The sequence below is a fragment of the Methylomarinum sp. Ch1-1 genome (genome assembly GCF_030717995.2).
GTDB lineage: Bacteria > Pseudomonadota > Gammaproteobacteria > Methylococcales > Methylomonadaceae > Methylomarinum > Methylomarinum roseum.
In genome coordinates this window covers 3,827,778-3,847,237 of the sequence record NZ_CP157743.1, presented here as the reverse complement: position 1 = coordinate 3,847,237, position 19,460 = coordinate 3,827,778, and the positions used below count along the sequence as shown (strand labels likewise).

Annotated in this window: 16 protein-coding genes and 1 pseudogene; 12 read left to right on the top strand and 5 right to left on the bottom strand. The window is 43.8% G+C overall.

The genetic code is table 11. The features are described 5' to 3' along the window. Nucleotides 1-38: 38 nt before the first annotated feature. Nucleotides 39-1,664 carry an IS66 family transposase gene (locus Q9L42_RS17570; RefSeq protein WP_349431515.1) on the top strand — a complete coding sequence of 542 codons (1,626 nt, stop codon included), beginning with the start codon at nucleotides 39-41 and terminating at the stop codon, nucleotides 1,662-1,664. Between the two features lie 54 nt (nucleotides 1,665-1,718). On the opposite strand, the gene Q9L42_RS17565 is transcribed toward Q9L42_RS17570, so the two are convergent. From Q9L42_RS17565 to Q9L42_RS21550, 5 genes and pseudogenes are all read right to left on the bottom strand, one after another. Further along, entirely contained in the window at nucleotides 1,719-3,494 is a 1,776-nt protein-coding gene (locus Q9L42_RS17565; RefSeq protein WP_349431514.1) for a creatininase family protein, read from the bottom strand. A 65-nt stretch (nucleotides 3,495-3,559) separates the two neighbouring features. Continuing rightward, nucleotides 3,560-4,192, bottom strand: coding sequence for a methyltransferase domain-containing protein (locus tag Q9L42_RS17560; RefSeq protein WP_305907129.1), 633 nt, complete (start codon nucleotides 4,190-4,192; stop codon nucleotides 3,560-3,562). Beyond that, nucleotides 4,189-5,202: a glycosyltransferase gene (locus Q9L42_RS17555; RefSeq protein WP_305907130.1), complete on the bottom strand. Its 1,014-nt coding sequence runs from the start codon at nucleotides 5,200-5,202 to the stop codon at nucleotides 4,189-4,191. Before Q9L42_RS17555 ends, Q9L42_RS17560 begins: the two co-directional genes overlap by 4 nt. Beyond that, entirely contained in the window at nucleotides 5,199-6,800 is a 1,602-nt protein-coding gene (locus Q9L42_RS17550; protein WP_349431513.1) for a hypothetical protein, read from the bottom strand. The genes Q9L42_RS17555 and Q9L42_RS17550 overlap by 4 nt, the downstream gene beginning before the upstream one ends. A gap of 69 nt (nucleotides 6,801-6,869) precedes the next feature. After that, nucleotides 6,870-7,088, bottom strand: a pseudogene (locus Q9L42_RS21550) (transposase); the annotation flags it as partial. A 363-nt stretch (nucleotides 7,089-7,451) separates the two neighbouring features. Between Q9L42_RS21550 and Q9L42_RS17545 the strand changes: the two are divergent. The 11 genes from Q9L42_RS17545 to Q9L42_RS17495 all read left to right on the top strand — a co-directional run bounded on the left by Q9L42_RS17545 (nucleotide 7,452) and on the right by Q9L42_RS17495 (nucleotide 19,303). After that, nucleotides 7,452-8,558 (top strand): glycosyltransferase family 2 protein, encoded by a 1,107-nt coding sequence (locus tag Q9L42_RS17545; protein ID WP_349431512.1) that lies wholly within the window; start codon nucleotides 7,452-7,454, stop codon nucleotides 8,556-8,558. 351 nt (nucleotides 8,559-8,909) lie between these two features. Then, nucleotides 8,910-10,436 (top strand): hypothetical protein, encoded by a 1,527-nt coding sequence (locus Q9L42_RS17540; protein WP_349431511.1) that lies wholly within the window; start codon nucleotides 8,910-8,912, stop codon nucleotides 10,434-10,436. Nucleotides 10,437-10,515: 79 nt separating this feature from the next. Beyond that, nucleotides 10,516-10,686 carry a Flp family type IVb pilin gene (locus Q9L42_RS17535; protein WP_305907138.1) on the top strand — a complete coding sequence of 57 codons (171 nt, stop codon included), beginning with the start codon at nucleotides 10,516-10,518 and terminating at the stop codon, nucleotides 10,684-10,686. 779 nt (nucleotides 10,687-11,465) lie between these two features. Continuing rightward, nucleotides 11,466-12,755, top strand: coding sequence for an ATP-binding protein (locus Q9L42_RS17530; protein ID WP_305907139.1), 1,290 nt, complete (start codon nucleotides 11,466-11,468; stop codon nucleotides 12,753-12,755). Beyond that, a complete protein-coding gene (gene cpaB, locus Q9L42_RS17525) occupies nucleotides 12,752-13,501 on the top strand; it encodes a Flp pilus assembly protein CpaB (protein WP_305907140.1) in 750 nt (249 codons plus the stop codon). The genes Q9L42_RS17530 and cpaB overlap by 4 nt, the downstream gene beginning before the upstream one ends. Nucleotides 13,502-13,570: 69 nt before the next feature. Further along, the gene (locus Q9L42_RS17520) at nucleotides 13,571-15,079 is read left to right on the top strand and encodes a type II and III secretion system protein family protein (RefSeq protein ID WP_349431510.1); all 1,509 of its coding nucleotides are present in this window, start codon (nucleotides 13,571-13,573) and stop codon (nucleotides 15,077-15,079) included. After that, a complete protein-coding gene (locus Q9L42_RS17515; RefSeq protein ID WP_305907143.1) occupies nucleotides 15,079-15,375 on the top strand; it encodes a hypothetical protein in 297 nt (98 codons plus the stop codon). The genes Q9L42_RS17520 and Q9L42_RS17515 overlap by 1 nt, the downstream gene beginning before the upstream one ends. 51 nt (nucleotides 15,376-15,426) lie before the next feature. Further along, nucleotides 15,427-16,848 (top strand): TadE/TadG family type IV pilus assembly protein, encoded by a 1,422-nt coding sequence (locus Q9L42_RS17510; RefSeq protein WP_305907144.1) that lies wholly within the window; start codon nucleotides 15,427-15,429, stop codon nucleotides 16,846-16,848. Continuing rightward, nucleotides 16,848-17,342, top strand: a complete 495-nt coding sequence (locus tag Q9L42_RS17505; protein ID WP_349431509.1) for a TadE/TadG family type IV pilus assembly protein — start codon at nucleotides 16,848-16,850, stop codon at nucleotides 17,340-17,342. The genes Q9L42_RS17510 and Q9L42_RS17505 overlap by 1 nt, the downstream gene beginning before the upstream one ends. Nucleotides 17,343-17,368: 26 nt before the next feature. Further along, nucleotides 17,369-17,863: a TadE/TadG family type IV pilus assembly protein gene (locus Q9L42_RS17500; protein WP_349431508.1), complete on the top strand. Its 495-nt coding sequence runs from the start codon at nucleotides 17,369-17,371 to the stop codon at nucleotides 17,861-17,863. A gap of 366 nt (nucleotides 17,864-18,229) precedes the next feature. Continuing rightward, nucleotides 18,230-19,303 carry an AAA family ATPase gene (locus Q9L42_RS17495; protein WP_305907147.1) on the top strand — a complete coding sequence of 358 codons (1,074 nt, stop codon included), beginning with the start codon at nucleotides 18,230-18,232 and terminating at the stop codon, nucleotides 19,301-19,303. The last annotated feature ends 157 nt before the right edge of the window (nucleotides 19,304-19,460 follow it).

Sequence of the window (19,460 nt, the reverse complement as noted above, 5' to 3'; positions counted from 1 at the left end):
CTCGCAAAATAAGCAACATTATGCGATGCTAGCACCCTATGAGTAAACGTCTAAGCCTCCCAGAGATTCCGGATTCCGAACGCACCCCATTAGTGGATGCGTTGCTGGGCATCATCGAATCTTTGTCAGAAACAGTCCAGCGCCAGGACGAAGAAATCGGCTGCTTGAAAGACGAAATAGCCATCTTGAAGGGCGAAAAAGCGCGTCCAAAATTCAAGCCGAGTGGCATGGCGCAAGAAACCGATGGCAAACCGACGTCGGAAACCGGCAAGGACAAGAAAAAACGGGCGGGCTCGAAGAAACGGAGTAAGACGCAACAGCTGGTTATCCATGAAGAACAAGTGATTCGCCCGCCCGATCTGGCCTCTGGCTCGCGTTTTAAGGGCTATCGGGACACTGTCGTCCAAGATTTGCTGCTCGAATCCCGTAATACCCGTTACCGACTCGAATGCTGGCAAACGCCGGAAGGCCAATTCGTGAGCGGTGAATTACCGCCCGAGGTGGACGGGCATTTTGGCCCGCATTTACAGGCGACCGTCAAATACCTGCATCACCACAGTCGCATTCCGCAGCCGCTGTTAAGGGAGATGCTGCTGGAATGGGGCATCGACATTTCGGTCGGTCAAATCGATGCGCTGTTGACAGGACAGCAGGCGCGTTTCCAGTTGGAGAAAGAGGAATTGCTCAGGGCTGGGCTTGAAGTTTCGCCGGCCATCACGGTGGATGACACAGGGCACCGCCATCAAGGCCAAAACGGCTACACCACCCACATAGGCAACGACGATTTTGCCTGGTTTGCCAGTACAGCGCATAAAAACCGTCTGAATTTTCTGACCCTGCTGCGAGCCGGCGAAACCCAGCGCACAATCACCCTGGAAGGCCTGGCCTACATGCAACAGCAAGGCTTACCGCAGGAACTGATCGAGCGTTTAGCAACGCATGCAGTCCAAGACTTTGCCGATGAAACCGCCTGGCAAGCGCATCTGGCCGCATTAGGCATCGACAAAGAACGCCACCAACGGATCGCCAGCGAAGGCATACAGTGCGGCTGCCTGTTACAAAACGACCTGTGGCGGCGACTGGTGATCGTCAGCGATGATGCCGGCCAATTCCATGTGCCGGGACTCCTGCATGCCTTATGTTGGGTCCATAGCGAGCGCTTGATCCACAAATTGATTCCGCTCAACGAGCCGCACCGCCAAGCCCAAGCCTTAGTGCGTGGCCAACTGTGGGAACTTTACCGTGACCTCAAACAGTATGCCATGGCGCCGGATGCCGCTCAAAAAAGCGCATTGGGCGCCCGGTTTGACGCTATTTTTACCCAGAAAACCGACTTTGCCACATTAAATAGCCTACTCAAGCGGCTATACCGCAATAAAGCCGAGTTGCTGCAAGTGCTCGATTATCCGCAGACACCGCTCCACACCAATGGTAGCGAACGGGATATTCGCGAACAAGTCATTCGGAAGAAAATCAGTGGCGGTACCCGCAGTGATTTGGGGCGACAGTGTCGAGACACGTTTTTGAGCCTCAAAAAGACCTGCCGAAAACTGGGTATCTCGTTTTGGCAATATCTATTGGACCGGACCAAGGGAACGAATACGATTCCGCCACTACCCGAACTGATACGTCAACGCGCGGCCGCTCGTGCCATGAGTTATTGAGAAGTTACCGGGAGCGCTTGCGATACAATTTGGTTAACCGGACACTAGTGATATTTAATGACTCTTTTCTCGTATCTGTTTTACCGCGGCCTCTATTTTAAGTTTTAATAAATACCGTCCTAAAATCGCATTCGCTTTGCTTGCATCGCCATTAGCTCCGGTTTTAAGGAAAGTCGACTGAGAATAATCCTGCAATGCGAACGTTCTAACTCCGTCCGGAAAAATAGCCAAAAGCTCTGAGGTGTCTCGAATGCCTGCATGGCCGCCTATTTGTTTTGCCGAAAAGCCATGATTGCTTAGGTATTCAATTTGATGATTATTGTTATAGTAATCATCAATGTGTAAGACGCGAATGTCTTCTTTTTGCCATAATGCATTTAATTTAGCCGCTACTAGCGCTTGCATCGGCTGATTGCCGCCGCTATCTCCAATAAAAACTATCGTTTTAAAACCATGTTGTTTCAAACTTCTTACCGTAAATTCAAGCGTTTGCGAAAAAACCTTATCCGATACCGATAATGTTCCGGAAAAACGCATATGCTCATCGGGAGGGGTGATGGTGCCCTCTGGGACATACGTTAAAACGGGGGCAACCAAGGTATCTCCCAGTTGTTCGGCAATTTTTCCAGCTGTATATTTCACGATGTAATTGTGCTTGCCGAGCACCATATGTGGGCCGTTTTGCTCCGTTCCGCCTGTCGGGATTAACACGGTATTCGTTCCGGAGTTGATTGCTTTTTGGATCTCCTTCCAAGTCATGTCTTCCATGAAAACGTCTCCAGGAGCTTCCAATGGCTTTGCGCTTCGTAAATTTAAATAAACTGAGGGAAAAACAATCGATAAAAAAACTAAAACGGAAAGATAGCGTTTTGGTTCAAGGAACATTGAGAGTCGAAATGAGCTGGCAAGATTCTTAAAAGGCATTAAATAAAGGCTCCAAAAGCTGGAAAATTGTTTATTTTCATGGCCTCCCAGGCCAAATAACAGAATTTCCCGTTGTTTAGGAATATACAAAGATCTAAATAAGGCATCCCAGATTGCAAAAATAAAACCAAAGTTTTTATCAAAGTGAGTCGGGTTGGCGCTATGATGAATTTGATGTTGAGCCGGGCTGATCAGCAGTTTGCTGAAGAAGGGGCCATAACTGAGCCAAATATGTGAATGTCTTAAGTTATATCCAAATAAATAAAATAAGATTAAAACCACGCTGGAACCGGCAATATTTACAAAATTAAAATTCTCGCCAATGAAAAAAAAGATAGTACCTAGAGCTAAACCATTTAAAATACCGACAGTGCTTGCGGTGAAAATGTTATCAACAGGGTGCATCCTATAGACGGTGATTGGCGTCATGACTTCCGCGGAATGGTGAACCTTATGGAATTCCCATAGCCAAGGAAGCTTATGTTGGCAATAATGGCTAATAAATAAGGCGAAATCACCAATAAGGGTTAATATAACGACAATAATAACGTCTTTGTAGGCAATATTGCTAAAGATCCCTTTATAGTGGAAAAGTGACGCCGTTAATAGATTTTGTGTATGACCAGAAATGATTATGGAAGTTGAAGAAAAAAAGACCCCCATGAACATAGCTTGAAACAATGTATTGGCGTAAAAGAAGAAATAATCATTAATGGCGGAAGGATGTAAGATGACTTTTTTGGGGAAGAGAAACGCAAAAGGACTTAAGATGACTCCAGTATGCTTGTTTTTATAAGAAACATATAAAAAGTATGCAACCGTGATAGATGAAAGAATGTATAGCCAGTACAGTCTATCGTTAACGGAAAGAAATGACTGAAAAGGGGAGGCTAGATTGTCAAGCATTGATAGATGTTACATATGATAAGAGATCATTGATTCATTATTTAAGATGATTTTATAAGCTAAGTCTACAATTTTTTTGCTCTTACAAACATCTGTTTTCCCATAGGTTTAATAGGAAGTTTTAGGTATAACTTAATTAAGAATGGTATCACAGGAATCTTTGATTTTATTGTTAAAGGTAGGAATCGAGGTTTACAATAAATAACTTTAAATCCATTAGATTCCAAAAAATCAACTAAACTTCTATCTGAATAAATTGATATATGGGTATAATCGTCAAAATATTCACGATAAGCAAAGCGAAAATTTGGTTGAAGGATATTCAAGGTGCCATGTTTGCTTAATTTATTGTGAAGATTTTCAAGAACTAACGAAAACTCATCTTGTGTTAAATGTTCGAATAAATTGCTGGCAAATACAAAATCTATAGATTGATCTTCTATAAAATCAAGATTGGCTGCATTTCCAATATGATATTCTATCTCTGGTTTAACAAAATTTGGAAAATCCTTCCATTTGTCAATAGCAATACGACGTTTGCATTGAATATTGTTAATAAAATGGCCGTAACCTGCTCCTAGCTCTAGTACAGAAGCATCTTCTGAAACTAAATTCTGAAAATATGATTCACAAAGTGTTTTCCAGAGCAGTTCTCTACGGTCATCGTAGGCTAAACGTGTATTGTGATATCCTGTCATTTTTCTCTCCAGCCAAATAGAATTCCAAGTATCATATTAGATCCTACCTTCATTGCTCGATAGTTATTTATATTACCTCCTTTGCTTGCACCTATTCGGTTATGAAAAGTTATTGGGCATTCAACTATTTTTATTCCATTAGTCAGTGCGGTATCTAAAAAATGAGCATTAAATTCGAGGTTTATGTTTTTATTAAGAAGCGGCAATAGATGTGTGAGGGTGCTTTTTCTACATAACTTATATGTTGTTCCAACATCGGTAAAAGTGCCTTTACTAAGATGTTTTATCTCAAGAAGTTTGCCGACGAAAAAATTTCCGTAATACATGAAAGTAGTCAGCTGAGTGTTTTTTGCTCTAAGTTGCTCGCAAATTCTTGTTCCATTAACTATCTCGGCATGAGGTAAGTAAGCTAGAAATTTATCAATGTCATAAGAGCGAAACGTCATATCTCCTTCACATAATAATATGAGGTCGGTGTCATCAAATTTACAGCCTTCTTTCAATGCACGCCAGACGCAATGACCATACCCTTGCTCATATTCTTTAAATACTAATGCCCCAGCTTCTAAGGCAACTTTTGATGTATTATCAGTGCTGTTATTGTCGATCACTATGACTCGATTGACATTGGGGTGGTTATAAAAGTCTTTTACAGCTAAGGCAATACTTGATTCATCATTATAAGCAGTAAGAACTACAGTAAGTGAATTATTTTTTAAAGGGGCCCATTTTATCCCATTTTTATTGCGTTTTTTTGGTAGAAATAAAAACAGGTCGACGATAATTAAAATTAGACCCAAAACAACAGGGGAGCCGCTATACCATATGGTTCTATCTATAACCCATAATAAATGACCAGAAGGGTCAAAAAAAATACGAAAGAATCCAAGTAGAACGCCAAATATATATAATAAAAGTCCAAGGCTGGAAATTAAAAGGCCATAAAGACAAAATGGAAATCTATAAAATTTATCTAAATAGATATTTAAAGTATTGTTATTTATTTTCATTTTTTTCGATAAAAGTACCAGAACTTTGATTCAGCTATAAGCTTGAACTTTTTTTTAATTGAAGGCTGGTATATTTTGTAGAAACCATCGTAAAAGATATTTGGTGATGCTGGTCTTTTCGGTACCATTAAAATATCAGAAGTTCCAAAAAACTTATTTTCAGAAGGGTGGTATTTGTCACTTATAGTGTAGTTAAATGCGGCCGCTGCAATACCACCTTTGGCTGGCTGTCTTCCTAAAGCATACGAGAATGGATTAAACATTTCCATTGCTAATACTTTTTCATTAGGTTTGCTGTTTTTTTTAATTAAGTCTATGCCATCGTTAATATATTCAGTATATAAAGAGCCATTGGTTTTTGGCTCTGTGTTATTGTCAAATAGAATAAGTGAAGAAATTCTTGATTCAGAAAACCTTTTTGTGGAAAAGGTCTCTGGGTCTTTTGACTTTTGTAAAGCGCCATAGCTTAAGCCAGATATGTCAAATCCAAAGAAAATTAGGAAGAATATGATTTCAGGAGTAATAAGATGTAACTTAATTGTACTGAAGTAGCTAGGGCTTTTGTTTTTATTAGGGGGTGGTAATGTGTTTATGTTATTATACAGTAGTAAGGAAAAAATAATGCTGAGAGGTAGAGTTAAGTATTGTTGGTTGCTTGATATAATTAATATGTCTACGAATAAAATAACTAGACAAAAATAAATTATATTGAAGCTAAGTGAATATGATTTGTTTGGCTCAGCATGATGTGATTTTATTCCTAGTAAAATTATAAAAAATATAACTGGAAGGTTGTATAATATTTTAATGAGAATGATATTTATAAAAACGCTGTTTGATCTAGCGCCTGCTGCTATTTTTAAATCATTAAGTATAGCTATAATATCATATTGAATAAAATATAGAAGAAAAATAGTGGTGATTGTGAAACTTGCAATGATTCCAAGTAAATAAGGTCTTGATATATTTTTAGATAACAATGAAAAAAGTGTAAGAATGATAGCGGCTCCAAAATAGCTGGCTTTTAAAAATAAAGCAATTGCTATAGCTATCCCAGATGATGCTCCAACTATTAATAAATCTTTATAATTTTCTTTGTTTTCTTTGAAGCAATATATGTCTATTAAAATAAGAGCAAGCAAGGTATAGCCATATCTGTTATATACCATTGCATGACTCGACATTTTAAAGTTAACGCCCAGTGGAAAGGGTGCGACTGCTAAACATACGAGATAAAGACAAAGTAGAATTCGTACCGCTGGTACCAATCTATTCCCACATAACCAATAACTCCATAAGCCTATTATCAATCCATATAGTGCGCTCCCATAACCAACAGCATCAATAGAGCCTCCAGAAATCTTCATTCCCAGAGCCGTGATCAAAAATGTAACTGGACCCCATGCGCTCGTGAAGTCGACATGTGGCGATTGTCCATTATAAACCCTCCATCCATTATCCAGTAGAAAGAAAATATCATGACCAAAAATATGAGTGGGTACAGTGCCTACAAAGAATGTTAATGAAATAATTAATGCTAAAAAAAATAGAAAATATGAATGTTTCCTGTTATTTATAATTAAATTCAATAAATTCATAATAAGATTATTTTAATTAAAATGTATATATAAGCGCCGACCAAAAAAGACAACATTGATTATGTTTCAATCACTCTCCTGGGCAGCCTTAGCTAATTCCTTTTTTAACCGTTTCAACTCTTCATAAAGATGTTCATCGGTTCTTTCGGCGACTGTAATAGGTTTCGAATATTTGTTGATCCAGCAATATAACGTATTCGGATTTGCGCCTAAGTCTTTAGCAGTTTGGGCGATGGATTGATTTGATTCAATCGCTAACTTGACTGTTGGCTCTTTAAATTCTGAGCTAAGTCCTTCGAAATAAGTTTAATTGGTATAAATCATCTTCCATGATAACTGGGTTCCGGAAATTCATGCCGGAACGACGTAGCCAATGACATGCAAACTTTTGTCAGGCCACTTCACTTATAGGTGTTAGGTTTCGTCTTTTTTCGTTCATTTGGGAGACGCTGTTTTTCTTCCGGTTTATTTATGTGCTGTATCCTGTTTAGTGTAGTCGCTCCAGGGCATGATTGCGTTTTTTCTTGTTTTTGCTGTTTTTCTTGTCGTTTGGAATTGCATTAAAGGAAATTTATAACTTAAGGCGGTGCTGTATAAATGCTCTGGTATGATATGAAATCATATCATACCAATCACTGAGATTTATTAAGCATGAAGACTGTCATAATTATTCCCACCTGGAATGAACAAAAGAATATAAGCCGCTTGATTGAAGAACTTCAGCAACAGTTCCTCAATATCGCGCACGATATGCACATTCTTGTTGTTGATGATAATTCCCCTGATGGAACCGCAGAAACCGTTAAACAACTTCAGTCTATGTACCCCAATATCCACTTGTTACGAGGTCGTAAACAAGGTCTAGGTGCTGCTTATGTTCGTGGGATGACTCATGCGTTGAATGTACTAAAAGCCGATGTTGTTTTCGAAATGGATGCTGATTTTTCACACAAGCCATCTGATGTGCCTCGGCTTCATCAGGCGCTAGATGAGGGGGCTGATTTTGTTATTGGCAGTCGCTATGTGGAAGGGGGAAGCATACCCGATGAATGGGGGTGGCACCGTAGAATGAATTCTCGCTATGGGAATATTGTGGCTAGATATTTGGCAGGTCTTTATCAAGTACGCGATTGTACTGCCGGTTTTCGCGCTATTCGGTCAACATTGCTAAAAAAAATTGATCTTTCTAATTTGAAAGTACAAGGCTATGCTTTCCAAGTTGCTTTATTGTTTGAGGCGCTCATCCATAAGGCAAAAATAAAGGAAATTCCTGTAGAGTTTGTTGATCGTATTCATGGGGAATCAAAGCTTGGCATGTCCGATATCATTGAATTTATTATCAATGCTTGGTGGTTGAGGTTTAGGGCTTCTGCCACGTTTTTGAAATTTCTAATTACCGGGGCCTCGGGCGTTATTGTCAATCTTGGCATGTTTACAGCGCTACTTTATTTTGGCGTCAACAAATATATTGCCTCACCGATTGCCATTGAAACTTCGATATTGTCAAACTTTGCCTTAAATAATGGCTGGACTTTTCGTTCGCGGCAAACTAAAGATACCCTTCAAATTCGAGGTCTCAAGTTTAATTTTGTGTCGTTGCTGGCGCTTAGCCTAAGCTATAGCACCTTTGTCTTTCTTTCATTTATGTTTCCAACATGGCCGCCTCAGCTAAATCAGTTCATCGGCATTATGCCAGCCACTTTAGTTAATTATTTTTTAAATTCATATTGGACCTTTAAAAACATGGAGGAGCTATGATTATTTATGATCTTTAAGTTGAGACGAGGGGCTATAATCTCATCTTTATACATAAATTGCGGGATGTCTTGAATTTGTGTAGATTGAGCTAAATAAAATGAAGCCCAACAAATTGAGGTGCGCCGGAAATGTCGGGCTTTGCTGTCGCTCAGCTCGATCTACGGCATAATTGTGTATAACGCAAGGGCTATAACCTTTGAACTTAGTTGTTCATCTAAATCCATGATAACTGGATTCCGGCAATCCATGCCGGAATGCCGAAGCGCCTAAGGCAGTCATATTTATTTCTAAGCTCTTAGGCATCTAGATGATGCAGTATCAATAAATAATAAATTTTTAAATAGTTAAGATATGGTAGAAAAGCAGAAAGATAACTTGCACTTGCTGGTTTGGGGGGTTTTGTCGTTAATGATTGCGTTGTCAGCTGTAAAACTTGGCGTCATTGATGACACTTATTGGCATGTTAAAGTAGGAGAGTGGATTCTGCAGCATCATGAAATACCCTCTACGGGTATATTTTCATATAGCAATGCAGAAACACCTTGGACTTCGCATGAATGGCTAGCTGCCGTATTTCTGCATCTAATTTTTCACAACAGTGGCTGGGCTGGGCTTTATACGGCCATGATAATCAGTCTTTTCCTTTCGATGGTGCTGTTACTACAATTTTTATTAAAGCGCCTCAATACCGTCCAAAGCCTAATTTTTGTATTGTTTGCATTCTTATTGGTGGCATTTCATACATCACCAAGGCCGCACTTGTTTGTGATGCCTGTCATGATCTATTGGAGCATCCAGTTGGTCGAGGCGAGTGAAAAACAAAGTTCTCCCCCCTTTTTCATGTTGCCGTTAATGATCTTTTGGGTTAATTTTCATGGAAGTTTTATAGTAGGTATAGCATTTAGTGTTTTCTTTGCGGTGGAAGCTATTTTTAACGCTAGCATAGAAAAAAGAAAAGTCTTGATTCTGCAATGGAGTTGCTTTACTTTTATTTGCATTATCTGCGCGATGATTAGCCCGCATGGAATCAACGGTCTTCTGTTGCCGTTTCAGTTGGCTGACCAAGGCGTGGCGTTAAGTAGAATAGTTGAATGGCTGTCGCCTAATTTTCATAAATTTCAGCCATTGGAAGTGTGGCTGCTGACATTTTTAGCGATCGCCTTATGGCGAGGCATCAAGCTACCTTTATTTCGACTTGTTTTCATGCTGGGATTGATTCATTTGTCTCTGAAGCATGTTCGTCATGCAAGCGATTTGTTGTCGGTGTTGTCGCCCTTGATATTGGCTACTCCATTAGCGAAACAATTAGAAGTTCAATCGGACCTTAACTTTCGAGAATTGGGTTTTAGAGGCTGGAAGGCTTGGTTATTTATTGGGGGGAGTTTTGCGGGAATATTCTTTTATTTAGCTGAAGTTAGGAAGATAGAAAGTGATCAGGCGATGCAAGTGCAAAAAGTTCTTAAAACGCTTAAGAGGGAGCAGGATGTTTTGGGTAACGCTTTAAATGATTATAATGTTTCACAATTTATGATATATGCCGGTTATTCAACCCTCATCGATACCCGTGCAGAGCTCTATGGTGATAAATTTATTAAAGCATATTTTGAGGCCATGTCGCTAGGTGAAGATGCGACGAAATTGGAATCAATTCTCAAAGAGTATCAAATTAAATGGACATTACTTTTGACGTCGTCACCGGCTAACACTTACTTTGGCTTGCAACCGCAATGGTTAAAACTCTACAAAGATAAGTATATTACAATATTTATACATCAATCAGTAAAATTAAGCTCAGAATCGATAGCTGCAATCAGGTCATTGGAAATTCGGGCTTTAGAAACTCAGAAAAATGAAGACTTAGAAATTGTTTATCATTAAATATAGGAGAGTCAAAAATTCCTTGCTATACTTAGATCTGCATACATGAAGTATTTCTTATAAAACTTTGGAGGTCGATATGAAAAAACTTATCACAAACAAAAAACAACGAGGCGCTACCATGGTCGAATATGCCATTATGGTTGCCCTTATCGCCATCGTTTCAATTACAATTATTACTAGTTTAGGTCAAGAAGTTAGTACAACATTTAGCACTGTTGAAAGTTCTCTCTCTAATGCTAACGGCTAACGAGGGCAAATGAGATTGGGCGGGGCTAGAAATTCTGACTCCGTCCATTTTCTGTAATTGTTGGTTGCGTTTGTTTGTCAAGGTCAAGATGGTTGGCAGGCATCGTTTCTGATAGACGATGCTTTACCGTTAAGATATCAAGATCCTTTTCACCTGCTTTCAGCAAGTTCAATTCAATATCAGTTAATGGGTTTTTTCATAAAAACCAAACAGTTGCATAAGATATCTAGCATGATGGCTGGTTTCCGGTAACCCATGCCGGAATGACGAAGTCCATCTAAGGCGGTCTGACTTTTTTCTAGACACTTAACAGTAACGTTAACAACATCGCAATAAAACATCCGTGCGGTACTTGATCCCGTCAACATGTCCTTTTGAAATTCATCTCAGTTCATCGCTGTGTCCATTTTACCCTCCGGGTCAGCCGCAGCGAGCGAAACCAATTTACGATGGGGTTCAAGTTTTTTATTAGTCTCTATGTTAAGCCAATGTCTTAGGCTTCTTTGTTGAGTACAGAAGACCGTTTTATAATGAGAAACAATTTGACTCTCTCGTTGGGTGTTTGTCATTAATGGATTACATAAACAAGAAATAGAGTTGTCTAATTGTTTGATCAGAAAATCTTTGTTGCTTAAATTCTAATATTGGCTCATTAAGGAAATGCATTACGACTCATCATTGAATTCCAGCCTATTATTTTCAATTATCATGCAGACAAATTGGGCTTTCTGTACTATCTTAAAATATAATTAAAAAAATTGAGTCAAACGGAATCGCCTATGCCCATTTACAACTCTATAGCGCCTCGACCTCGCAATCCGGCGGAAACCGGTTTGTCCGAGGAATTCGTCAGGGATTTGCTGTGCAAGCACCTGTATTTCAATGGCGTTATGGACCTCCATCAATTAACGGAAAGCATAAAACTGTCCGGCACGTTGCTGGAACAAGCGCTGGATTTCTTAAGAAAAGAGCATAAAGTGGAGGTGTTGGCGCCGGTCAAAGGCAATAGCGAGCGCTATAATTTGACCGACAAGGGCAAAGTGGAAGCCTTATCGGCCAGTAATAAAAGCGGTTATGTGGGGCCGGCTCCTGTTCCTCTCGAACAATATAATCGCGTCGTCGCGTCGCAATCGGTGCAGAACTGTAAGATCACGCATGATCAGGTTCAAGCCCAATTTAAAGAGGTTACCATCAACCCCAGACTGCTGGATCAGTTGGGTTCCGCGATGCACTCGGGGCGCGCGATCATGATTTATGGTCATGCCGGCACCGGTAAAACCTATATTTGTAAACAATTGACCAAGTTACTGGGCGAATCCATATTGATTCCCTATGCGATCACCATTGGTGAGAGCGTGATACAGATGTTCGATCCGGTGGTGCATTTCCCGATTAAAAAAGAAAGCACTAGCACCAGCGCGCTGCTGCATGAGGGACATGATCCACGCTATGTCGAATGTGAAAGGCCGGTGGCGATCAGCGGCGGTGAGTTGACGTTGGATATGTTGGAAATCGATCACAACCGAAATACCCGCCTTTCCACGGCGCCATTGCAGCTGAAAGCGAACAATGGCATGTACATCATCGATGATCTCGGCCGACAACGGGTTTCTCCGCTCGAATTGTTCAATCGCTGGATCGTGCCCTTAGAAGAAAAGCATGATTATTTAAGCCTCGATACCGGCAAACGGGTTCAATTTCCTTTCGACGTCATTTTGATTTTTTCGTCCAATATTAATCCTGTCGATCTGGCCGATGAGGCTTTTTTGCGTCGTTTAGGCTATAAAATAAAATTTTCGCCAGTCAGCGAGTCAGAATATAGAGAGATTTGGCATCAGTATATGCAAGAACTCAACGTGGCATGTTCCGATGATCTTTTGGCAAGATTATTTGCCCGCTATAGGCAAGATAATAAGCCCATGTTGCCTTGCCATCCCCGGGATTTATTGGGAATCGTCAAGGATCAGTGTCAATATGTCGGCGATGAAAATATGGCCACCGCCGAACGACTGGATATAGCTTGGGACACATATTTTATTAATTTGGAAAATGCAAGGGTGGATATATGAACAGTCGATTTGCAGTAATGCTGATTATCGCCGTCGTCATGGCGGGCGGGGCGGCTTGGTTGGCAAAACGTTGGGTCGATTCGCAGACCGGTAATGTTGAAGTCGCTCAGCCCGACACGACCTCGGTGGTGGTGGCCGCAGCCAGAATTCCGTTTGCGACGCGCATCGAGGCGACTCATATCAAATTGACGGAATGGCCTAAGGATAATGTACCCGAGGGCGTCTTTACCGAGTTGGAGCCGGTGATAGGCAAAGTCACCCAGCGCGACTTTTACGCCAATGAACTTTTATTGCAACCCCAGGTGACCGATCATGTCGGCGGCAGCACCCTATCCGCCATCATCGAGCAAGGCAAGCGCGCGATGAGTGTGCGAGTCAATGATGTCGTCGGGGTGGCGGGTTTTATTTTGCCCGGCAACCGGGCCGATATAATCGCCACGCGTAGAGGGGGAAGCACGTACACGCTGCTTAGAAATATCAAGGTATTGGCCATCGACCAAACGGCGTCGCGGGATCAAGACAAGCCGGCCGTGGTCAGAGCGCTCACCCTGGAAGTGACTCCGCAACAAGCGGAAACCTTGGTGCAAGCGATGAAAACAGGCACGTTGCAGTTTACCCTCAGAAATCCGATGGATGATACTGAAGTTAACTTGGCCATCAAAGAAGACACGCCCGCTCCAGCTGTTAAACGTAAGGTGGTCCGTTATTCGGCGCCGGCAAAATTTAAGGTCATTCGTTGGCCTTGATGACATGCGCATTTTGCTAGAGCAGATGGCTAAATTAATTATCCAAATTCAAGTAAGGGATCGTTTACTATGAACATCGAATTCAAGAAGCCCATTAATTTCCTCGTGATGATGTCGGCTTTTCTATGGCAAGGGCAGGCGTCGGCTTATGACCATTCCATCGAGCCGATTAGCTATCAGGTTCCGATCAATAAATCCAGAATCATCCCCTTGGACAGTAGCGATAGAGGCGTCACCTCCAGCAAGCCGGAAATCGCCAAATTGAGAATGGAGCTGATCAGAGGTGGACGAAAGCTGTTGGTTTATGGCGAGCAAATGGGCACCACCAATTTGATGATTCTGGACGCTAATCAAAATGTGACCAAAGTATTCGATATCGAGGTGACGCATGATCTAGAAGGCTTGAAGCAGAAACTCTACGAATTGATGCCGAATGAACGCATCGAGGTTCGTAGCGCGCAAAAATGTATCGTGCTGAGTGGCGAAGTCTCCAACCTGGTCAATATGGATTTCGCGATGAAGATTGCCCAAGGCTATGCGATGCCCTCGTTACAAGGCGGTGGCGGTGGCGGTGGAACCCGCGGCGGCTGCACCAATTCTTCCGGCGGCGGTGGCGGCGGTGGCGGCGGTGGCGGCGGTGGCGGCGGTGGTGGCGGCAGCAACCAGGCCAGACAATTCGTGGTCAACATGATGCATGTCGGCGGCGAACAGCAGGTGATGCTGGAAGTCAAGATCGCCGAAGTGCAGCGCACTATCGCACGGGAATTGGCGATCAACACTAGCGCCAGTAAGACCGGTGGTAATGACGGCACGTTTTTTTGGGATGTGCTTTCCGTCGGGGCGGGGCTTTTCACCGGTTCCTATGTCGCCGGGGAGGCAATGTTCAGTTGGGATTTGCTTTTCAGCCGTGACTCGGATATCGCCACGATATTGGCCGAACCCAATCTAACGACGATAAGTGGCCGAAAAGCGGCATTCCTGTCCGGCGGGGAGTTTCCGTATGCGGCCGATTGTAGTCTAGGCAATTGTGAGGTGGACTTCAAAAAATTCGGTGTCGGACTGGAATTTACTCCTATTGTGTTGGATGCCAATCGGATCAGCTTGAAAACGCATGTTTCGGTCAGTTCATTGACCAATGATGCCGCCATCGTGACCGAAGTCGAAAGCGTAACGCCGAGTTTGTCGACTCGCGAAGCCGATACGACGTTGGAGCTGGCCGATGGGCAGACCATGTCGATTGCCGGTTTGATCAGCGAGCAAAACGATCATACTCAGCAGCATACCCCGGGCTTGGCCGATCTGCCGTTGCTGGGTTCGCTGTTTCGCAATCGACAGTCGTTCAATGAGAAAAAAGAATTGGTGATACTGGTGACGCCTCATCTGGCGAGGCCAATTCCGCGTCACCAAATCCGCCTGCCGACCGATAATTATGTACAGCCCGACGATATCGATTTCTATTTGCTGGGACGAATGGAAGGCCGGGCAACTGAAAAAACGCGTTCGGCGCCGACCTATAATCCATCATCCGGCGGAACGGTAGGGCAGTTCGGTCACCAAATCAATGCGGAGGGCATGTAATGAACAGTCAATCACTAGTGTTAGTCGGCACAGTCAGCATCATTTTGGCGGCCTGCGGCGATGCCAATCACCGGCCCGTTGAGATGGACCGCAATTTTGGTCAATCGGTCAGGCAATTGACACGGGCCCAGATCGCAAATCCGGATGCGGCCGAACATCCGCTTCCGGATTCGCCGCGCAAGATGGACGGCGAGTCGGGCACCAATACGATGCAAGGCTATCGGGATGCTTATGGCCAACAGGTTATTTCTCAGCCGGTGATCATCGATGTGGGCGGCTCATCGAGCGGAAATTAATGCGCTTATCGTTTAATCCAAAAACACGAGCTTTCTCGAAAGGTGGCTGCTATGAACGCGAGGATTAATAAAATTCCTAAGAAGGAAAAGGGCGCGGTGCTGGTTTTTACCGCGCTCGCCCTTGTGCTTTTGGTGGCGATGGCCGGCCTGGCCATCGATATCAGTCATGCCTATGTCAATAAAACCCGCTTGCAAAACCTGGCCGATGCGTTGGCTCTGAGTGCGGCAATCTCGCTGGCCAAACAGGAAAGCAGCAGCACGATACCGGATGTCGAAACGTTCGCGGAAAACTTTGCTAGGAACAATACCTTTCCCGCCTTTACCGGTAGTGACGGCAATGGCGAGGTTGCATCGGGAATCAGCGGTGCCGAGTTGGCTTTCACCTTTTCGAAAAAAACGCCGATAAGTGCTAATGCGGCTGATTGGGGGGCTGCAGGTGCTGTTGATGATGCGATATTCGCCCGGGTGGTCGTCAGTCCGATGTCGATCGGCACCTGGTTCATGAGTGTGTTGAGTATCATGATACCCGGCGATTTCAGTCAAATGACCGTCGCCGCCACCGCCGTCGCCGGGACGGCGCCGATCGCGCCTTGCGATCTGACTCCAATCATGATGTGCACCGACAATCCTTCGGCGCCGGACACGGACTGTTCCGATGGTGAGTGTTATGGTTATACGATGGATAATCTCTATTGCATGTCTGCGGAAATAAGTTCGGGGACAGGAGGTGCGCCTAGTCGTTGTGCGGCGACTCACAATTCACAGTACGGGGCGGGCAATATCGGATTAGCTAATTTTGGTTCGGCTTTTCCGGATGCAGGTTTGGATAATGGCGCCAATACCGTCAAAAAATGTCTGGCGGGCGCCCCTGAATGTAAGAAGCTTTGTGAAGTGCCTAGTCCAGGCACGATTCCCTCTAAAACGGGTGTTGATTGGGGGCCACTCCGAGAAGGCCTGGGAAGTCTTTTTAATGAGGATAGCCCTGATTTGGGATATACATCCGATAAACTGACAGGCCTCGGCACGACGACCTCTCCCACGACCGAAGATACTTATCTCGACTATAGCGATCTTGAGGCTGAATTTGGCGCCTCCTATGTCGTACCTACTGCGGGTATTTCCTTGTCCGGTACTGGCTTGGTTGATCCGTACGCTAAATACGAGAGTTTGAAGGGGCAGGGCACGGTAGACAGTGATATATCGCCCGATGCTGAATATGGTAAGCGGATTTTAGGCGTGCCATTTGTCGATTGCACTGAATTTGGAACGGGCGGCACCGCCGATTTACCGGTGAAAGGCTACGGTTGTTTTTATCTTTCCGCGTTGCCGGAAAAAAATGGCAGCGAGGTGTTTATCTTAGGTCAGTTTGTCGGCGATGAAGTTTGCAGGGCGACCGGAGATCTAACATCGGTCGACGATTTCGGTTTTTATAAAGTGATCTTGTATAAAGACCCTATGGGTGGGCATTCGTGATGTCGATGGTTGTGTTAGATAAGCTTCACAACCAAAAAGGCGCGGCCTTAATAGAGTTCGCTATCATATTGCCGTTGCTTATGCTGTTGGTGATAGGTGTGGTGGAATTTGGCTTCGCCTTTTATCATCTCGATATCTTAAACAAGTCGGTGCAGGACGGTGCGCGCTATTTTGCCGATCCGAAACAGGCTAGAAACGGCGTTATAGACGACGCAATCGATGTGACAGGTAGCAATCAGGATAACGTCGATGCGACGACCAACCTGATCATCTACGGCTCGACAGATGCCTCGACCGATTCATTATTGCCTAATGTCGCCAATTACACGCCTGTACCTTCGATAACAACCGATGCGACCTATACCGATCATATCTTCGTGACCGCCAGTTATGATCATCAATTGATTCTGGGCGGTCTGCTGAGCAACTTGACCAATGGGACGGTGCCGGCGACTATGACGTTAACGGCATCAACTGCGATGAGGGTTGAATGATGAGGAAACTGCAACGGGGTGCATCGATGGTCGAATTCGCGTTGATCGCGCTGGTGTTTTTCACCCTCATCTTTGGCATCATCGAGTTCGCCCGGGTGATGTTTGTTTATAATACTCTGGTCGAAGCGACACGGCGGGGCGCCCGGGTCGCCGCCGTCTGTCCGGTGTCCGCCGGGGGGATACTTCAAGCCCAGCGGGTCACGATTTTCGATGACCCCGCCGGCGGCGGCAATCCTTTGCTAGGTTTGACAACGGCAGATGTCGATGTGAAGTACTATGAGGATGATATGACGGAAGTCGCTGCGCCGATCGGAAATATAATCTCGGAAGATTATGATAAAATTGATTTTGTACAAGTGGAGATCCTTCCTACATTTACTCATACGTTAATAATACCGTTAATTGGCAACACATTTTCGGTGCCTCCGGTTGTGACGAAACTGCCCAGCGAAAGCCTGGGCCGGGTTTCTCCGGAGAATCCGGTGACGCAACGATGCTGCTACGGGGTGTGCGTCAGTTAATAAATAACCGCAATCGCTAAGCAATATTTGTTGTTTCCGATCTTCCAGAAAACAAGGCATTCCTTCTGAAAATTAGAATTTTTTAGTTAATTTTGAACGGGTTTAGAGTTTTCATTTGTCAGCTATACTAGCTTTAATAACGAGTGTTTGACGTAGGTTGGGTCAGCGTAGCGTAACCCAACAGTCTTAGCGCTCGCTTAAGCGAGATTTCAAATCTCTTAATGATTTTTATTGTCAATGAACATTTATTAAATGATGCATACGAATCCCATATCAATACAAATACTGGGAAGTAATCAGGCTAAGATTACACAATACCACTCAATGGTTTCTAATTTTATCCATCAGGACATTGAGCAGCATTGTGTGGATGGCAATAAATCAACCAGTTATGTGAATGACAGGGAACTGCCGAAGATTTTGATCTTGCTGCTCGATGAAGCCACGCTTCCGGTGCTCTATGAACTGACTGCGTTACCCAGCATAACGCGTCCCATGCTGTTGATTATTTCGGCAAAAAACGACAATCATCAGATGCGGTTGGCGATGCAGGCGGGCGCGCGTGATTTTTTCACCGACCCGGTCGATTCAGATGAATTGCATAAGGCATTGGAGCAGATTATTCATGATTGCCAACGAACCGGAGCCAAGAAGGGAACGTTGACGACCTTGATCAATGCCAAGGGCGGCTCGGGCGCCAGTGTGATCGCCTGTAATTTGGCGCATATCGCGTCGATAGCCTCCGATGAATCGGTTGTTTTAATGGATATGGATTTTCAGTTTGGCACCCAATCGTTAAACCTGGATTTGCATCCCCAGCATACTGTCGTCGAAGCCTTGACCGAAATCAACGATCTCGATTTCGACGCCATCGATGGTTATATGACGCGGACCCAAAGCGGTTTGCGTCTGCTGTCGACGTTACAGCAGCAAATCGTCTTACCGGGCGATATTCCGGTTGAAAACTTGGATAAAATGTTATCGCTTTGCGCCGAGCGTTATAACAGGGTCTTTATCGATCTGCCTCGCCATATCGATTTGTTAACGGCTTCGGTCTTGGATAAGTCGGATCAGATTGCCATTGTGATTCAACAAAGTTTGGCGCATTTGCGTGACGCGAAACGTTTGGTGCAGATCTTGAAGCTGGAATTGAATGTCAGCGACAAAAATATCATCATCGTCGTTAATCGCTTTAATCCAAAAGCTAATTTACAAATTAAAGATATTAAATCCACGTTGAATTGTTCCAGGGTATATTTGATTCCGAATGATTATGACCGGGTGGCGAATGCTTGCAACTTGGGCGTGCCTCTATTCGATTATTCCCCTAAGGCGCCGATTACCAGAGCGATGATTAAATTGGCCAGCCACCTGGATGTCGATATCAAGGAAAAGTACAAAGAGCATAGTTTCTTTAAGCGGCTAGTCAGCTTTTTCTGAAAGTGATTTGTAGGGTGTGCTGACGATAGGAAGCGCACCTTGTTTCTGGAGCCGCCGTAGGGTGGATTCGCCGCCAGGCAATCCACCTGGATACGCACAATGCCAATTTTGCCCCGGCGCGTGTTTTGGTGGCTTGCTTCGCGAAGCCACCCTACAT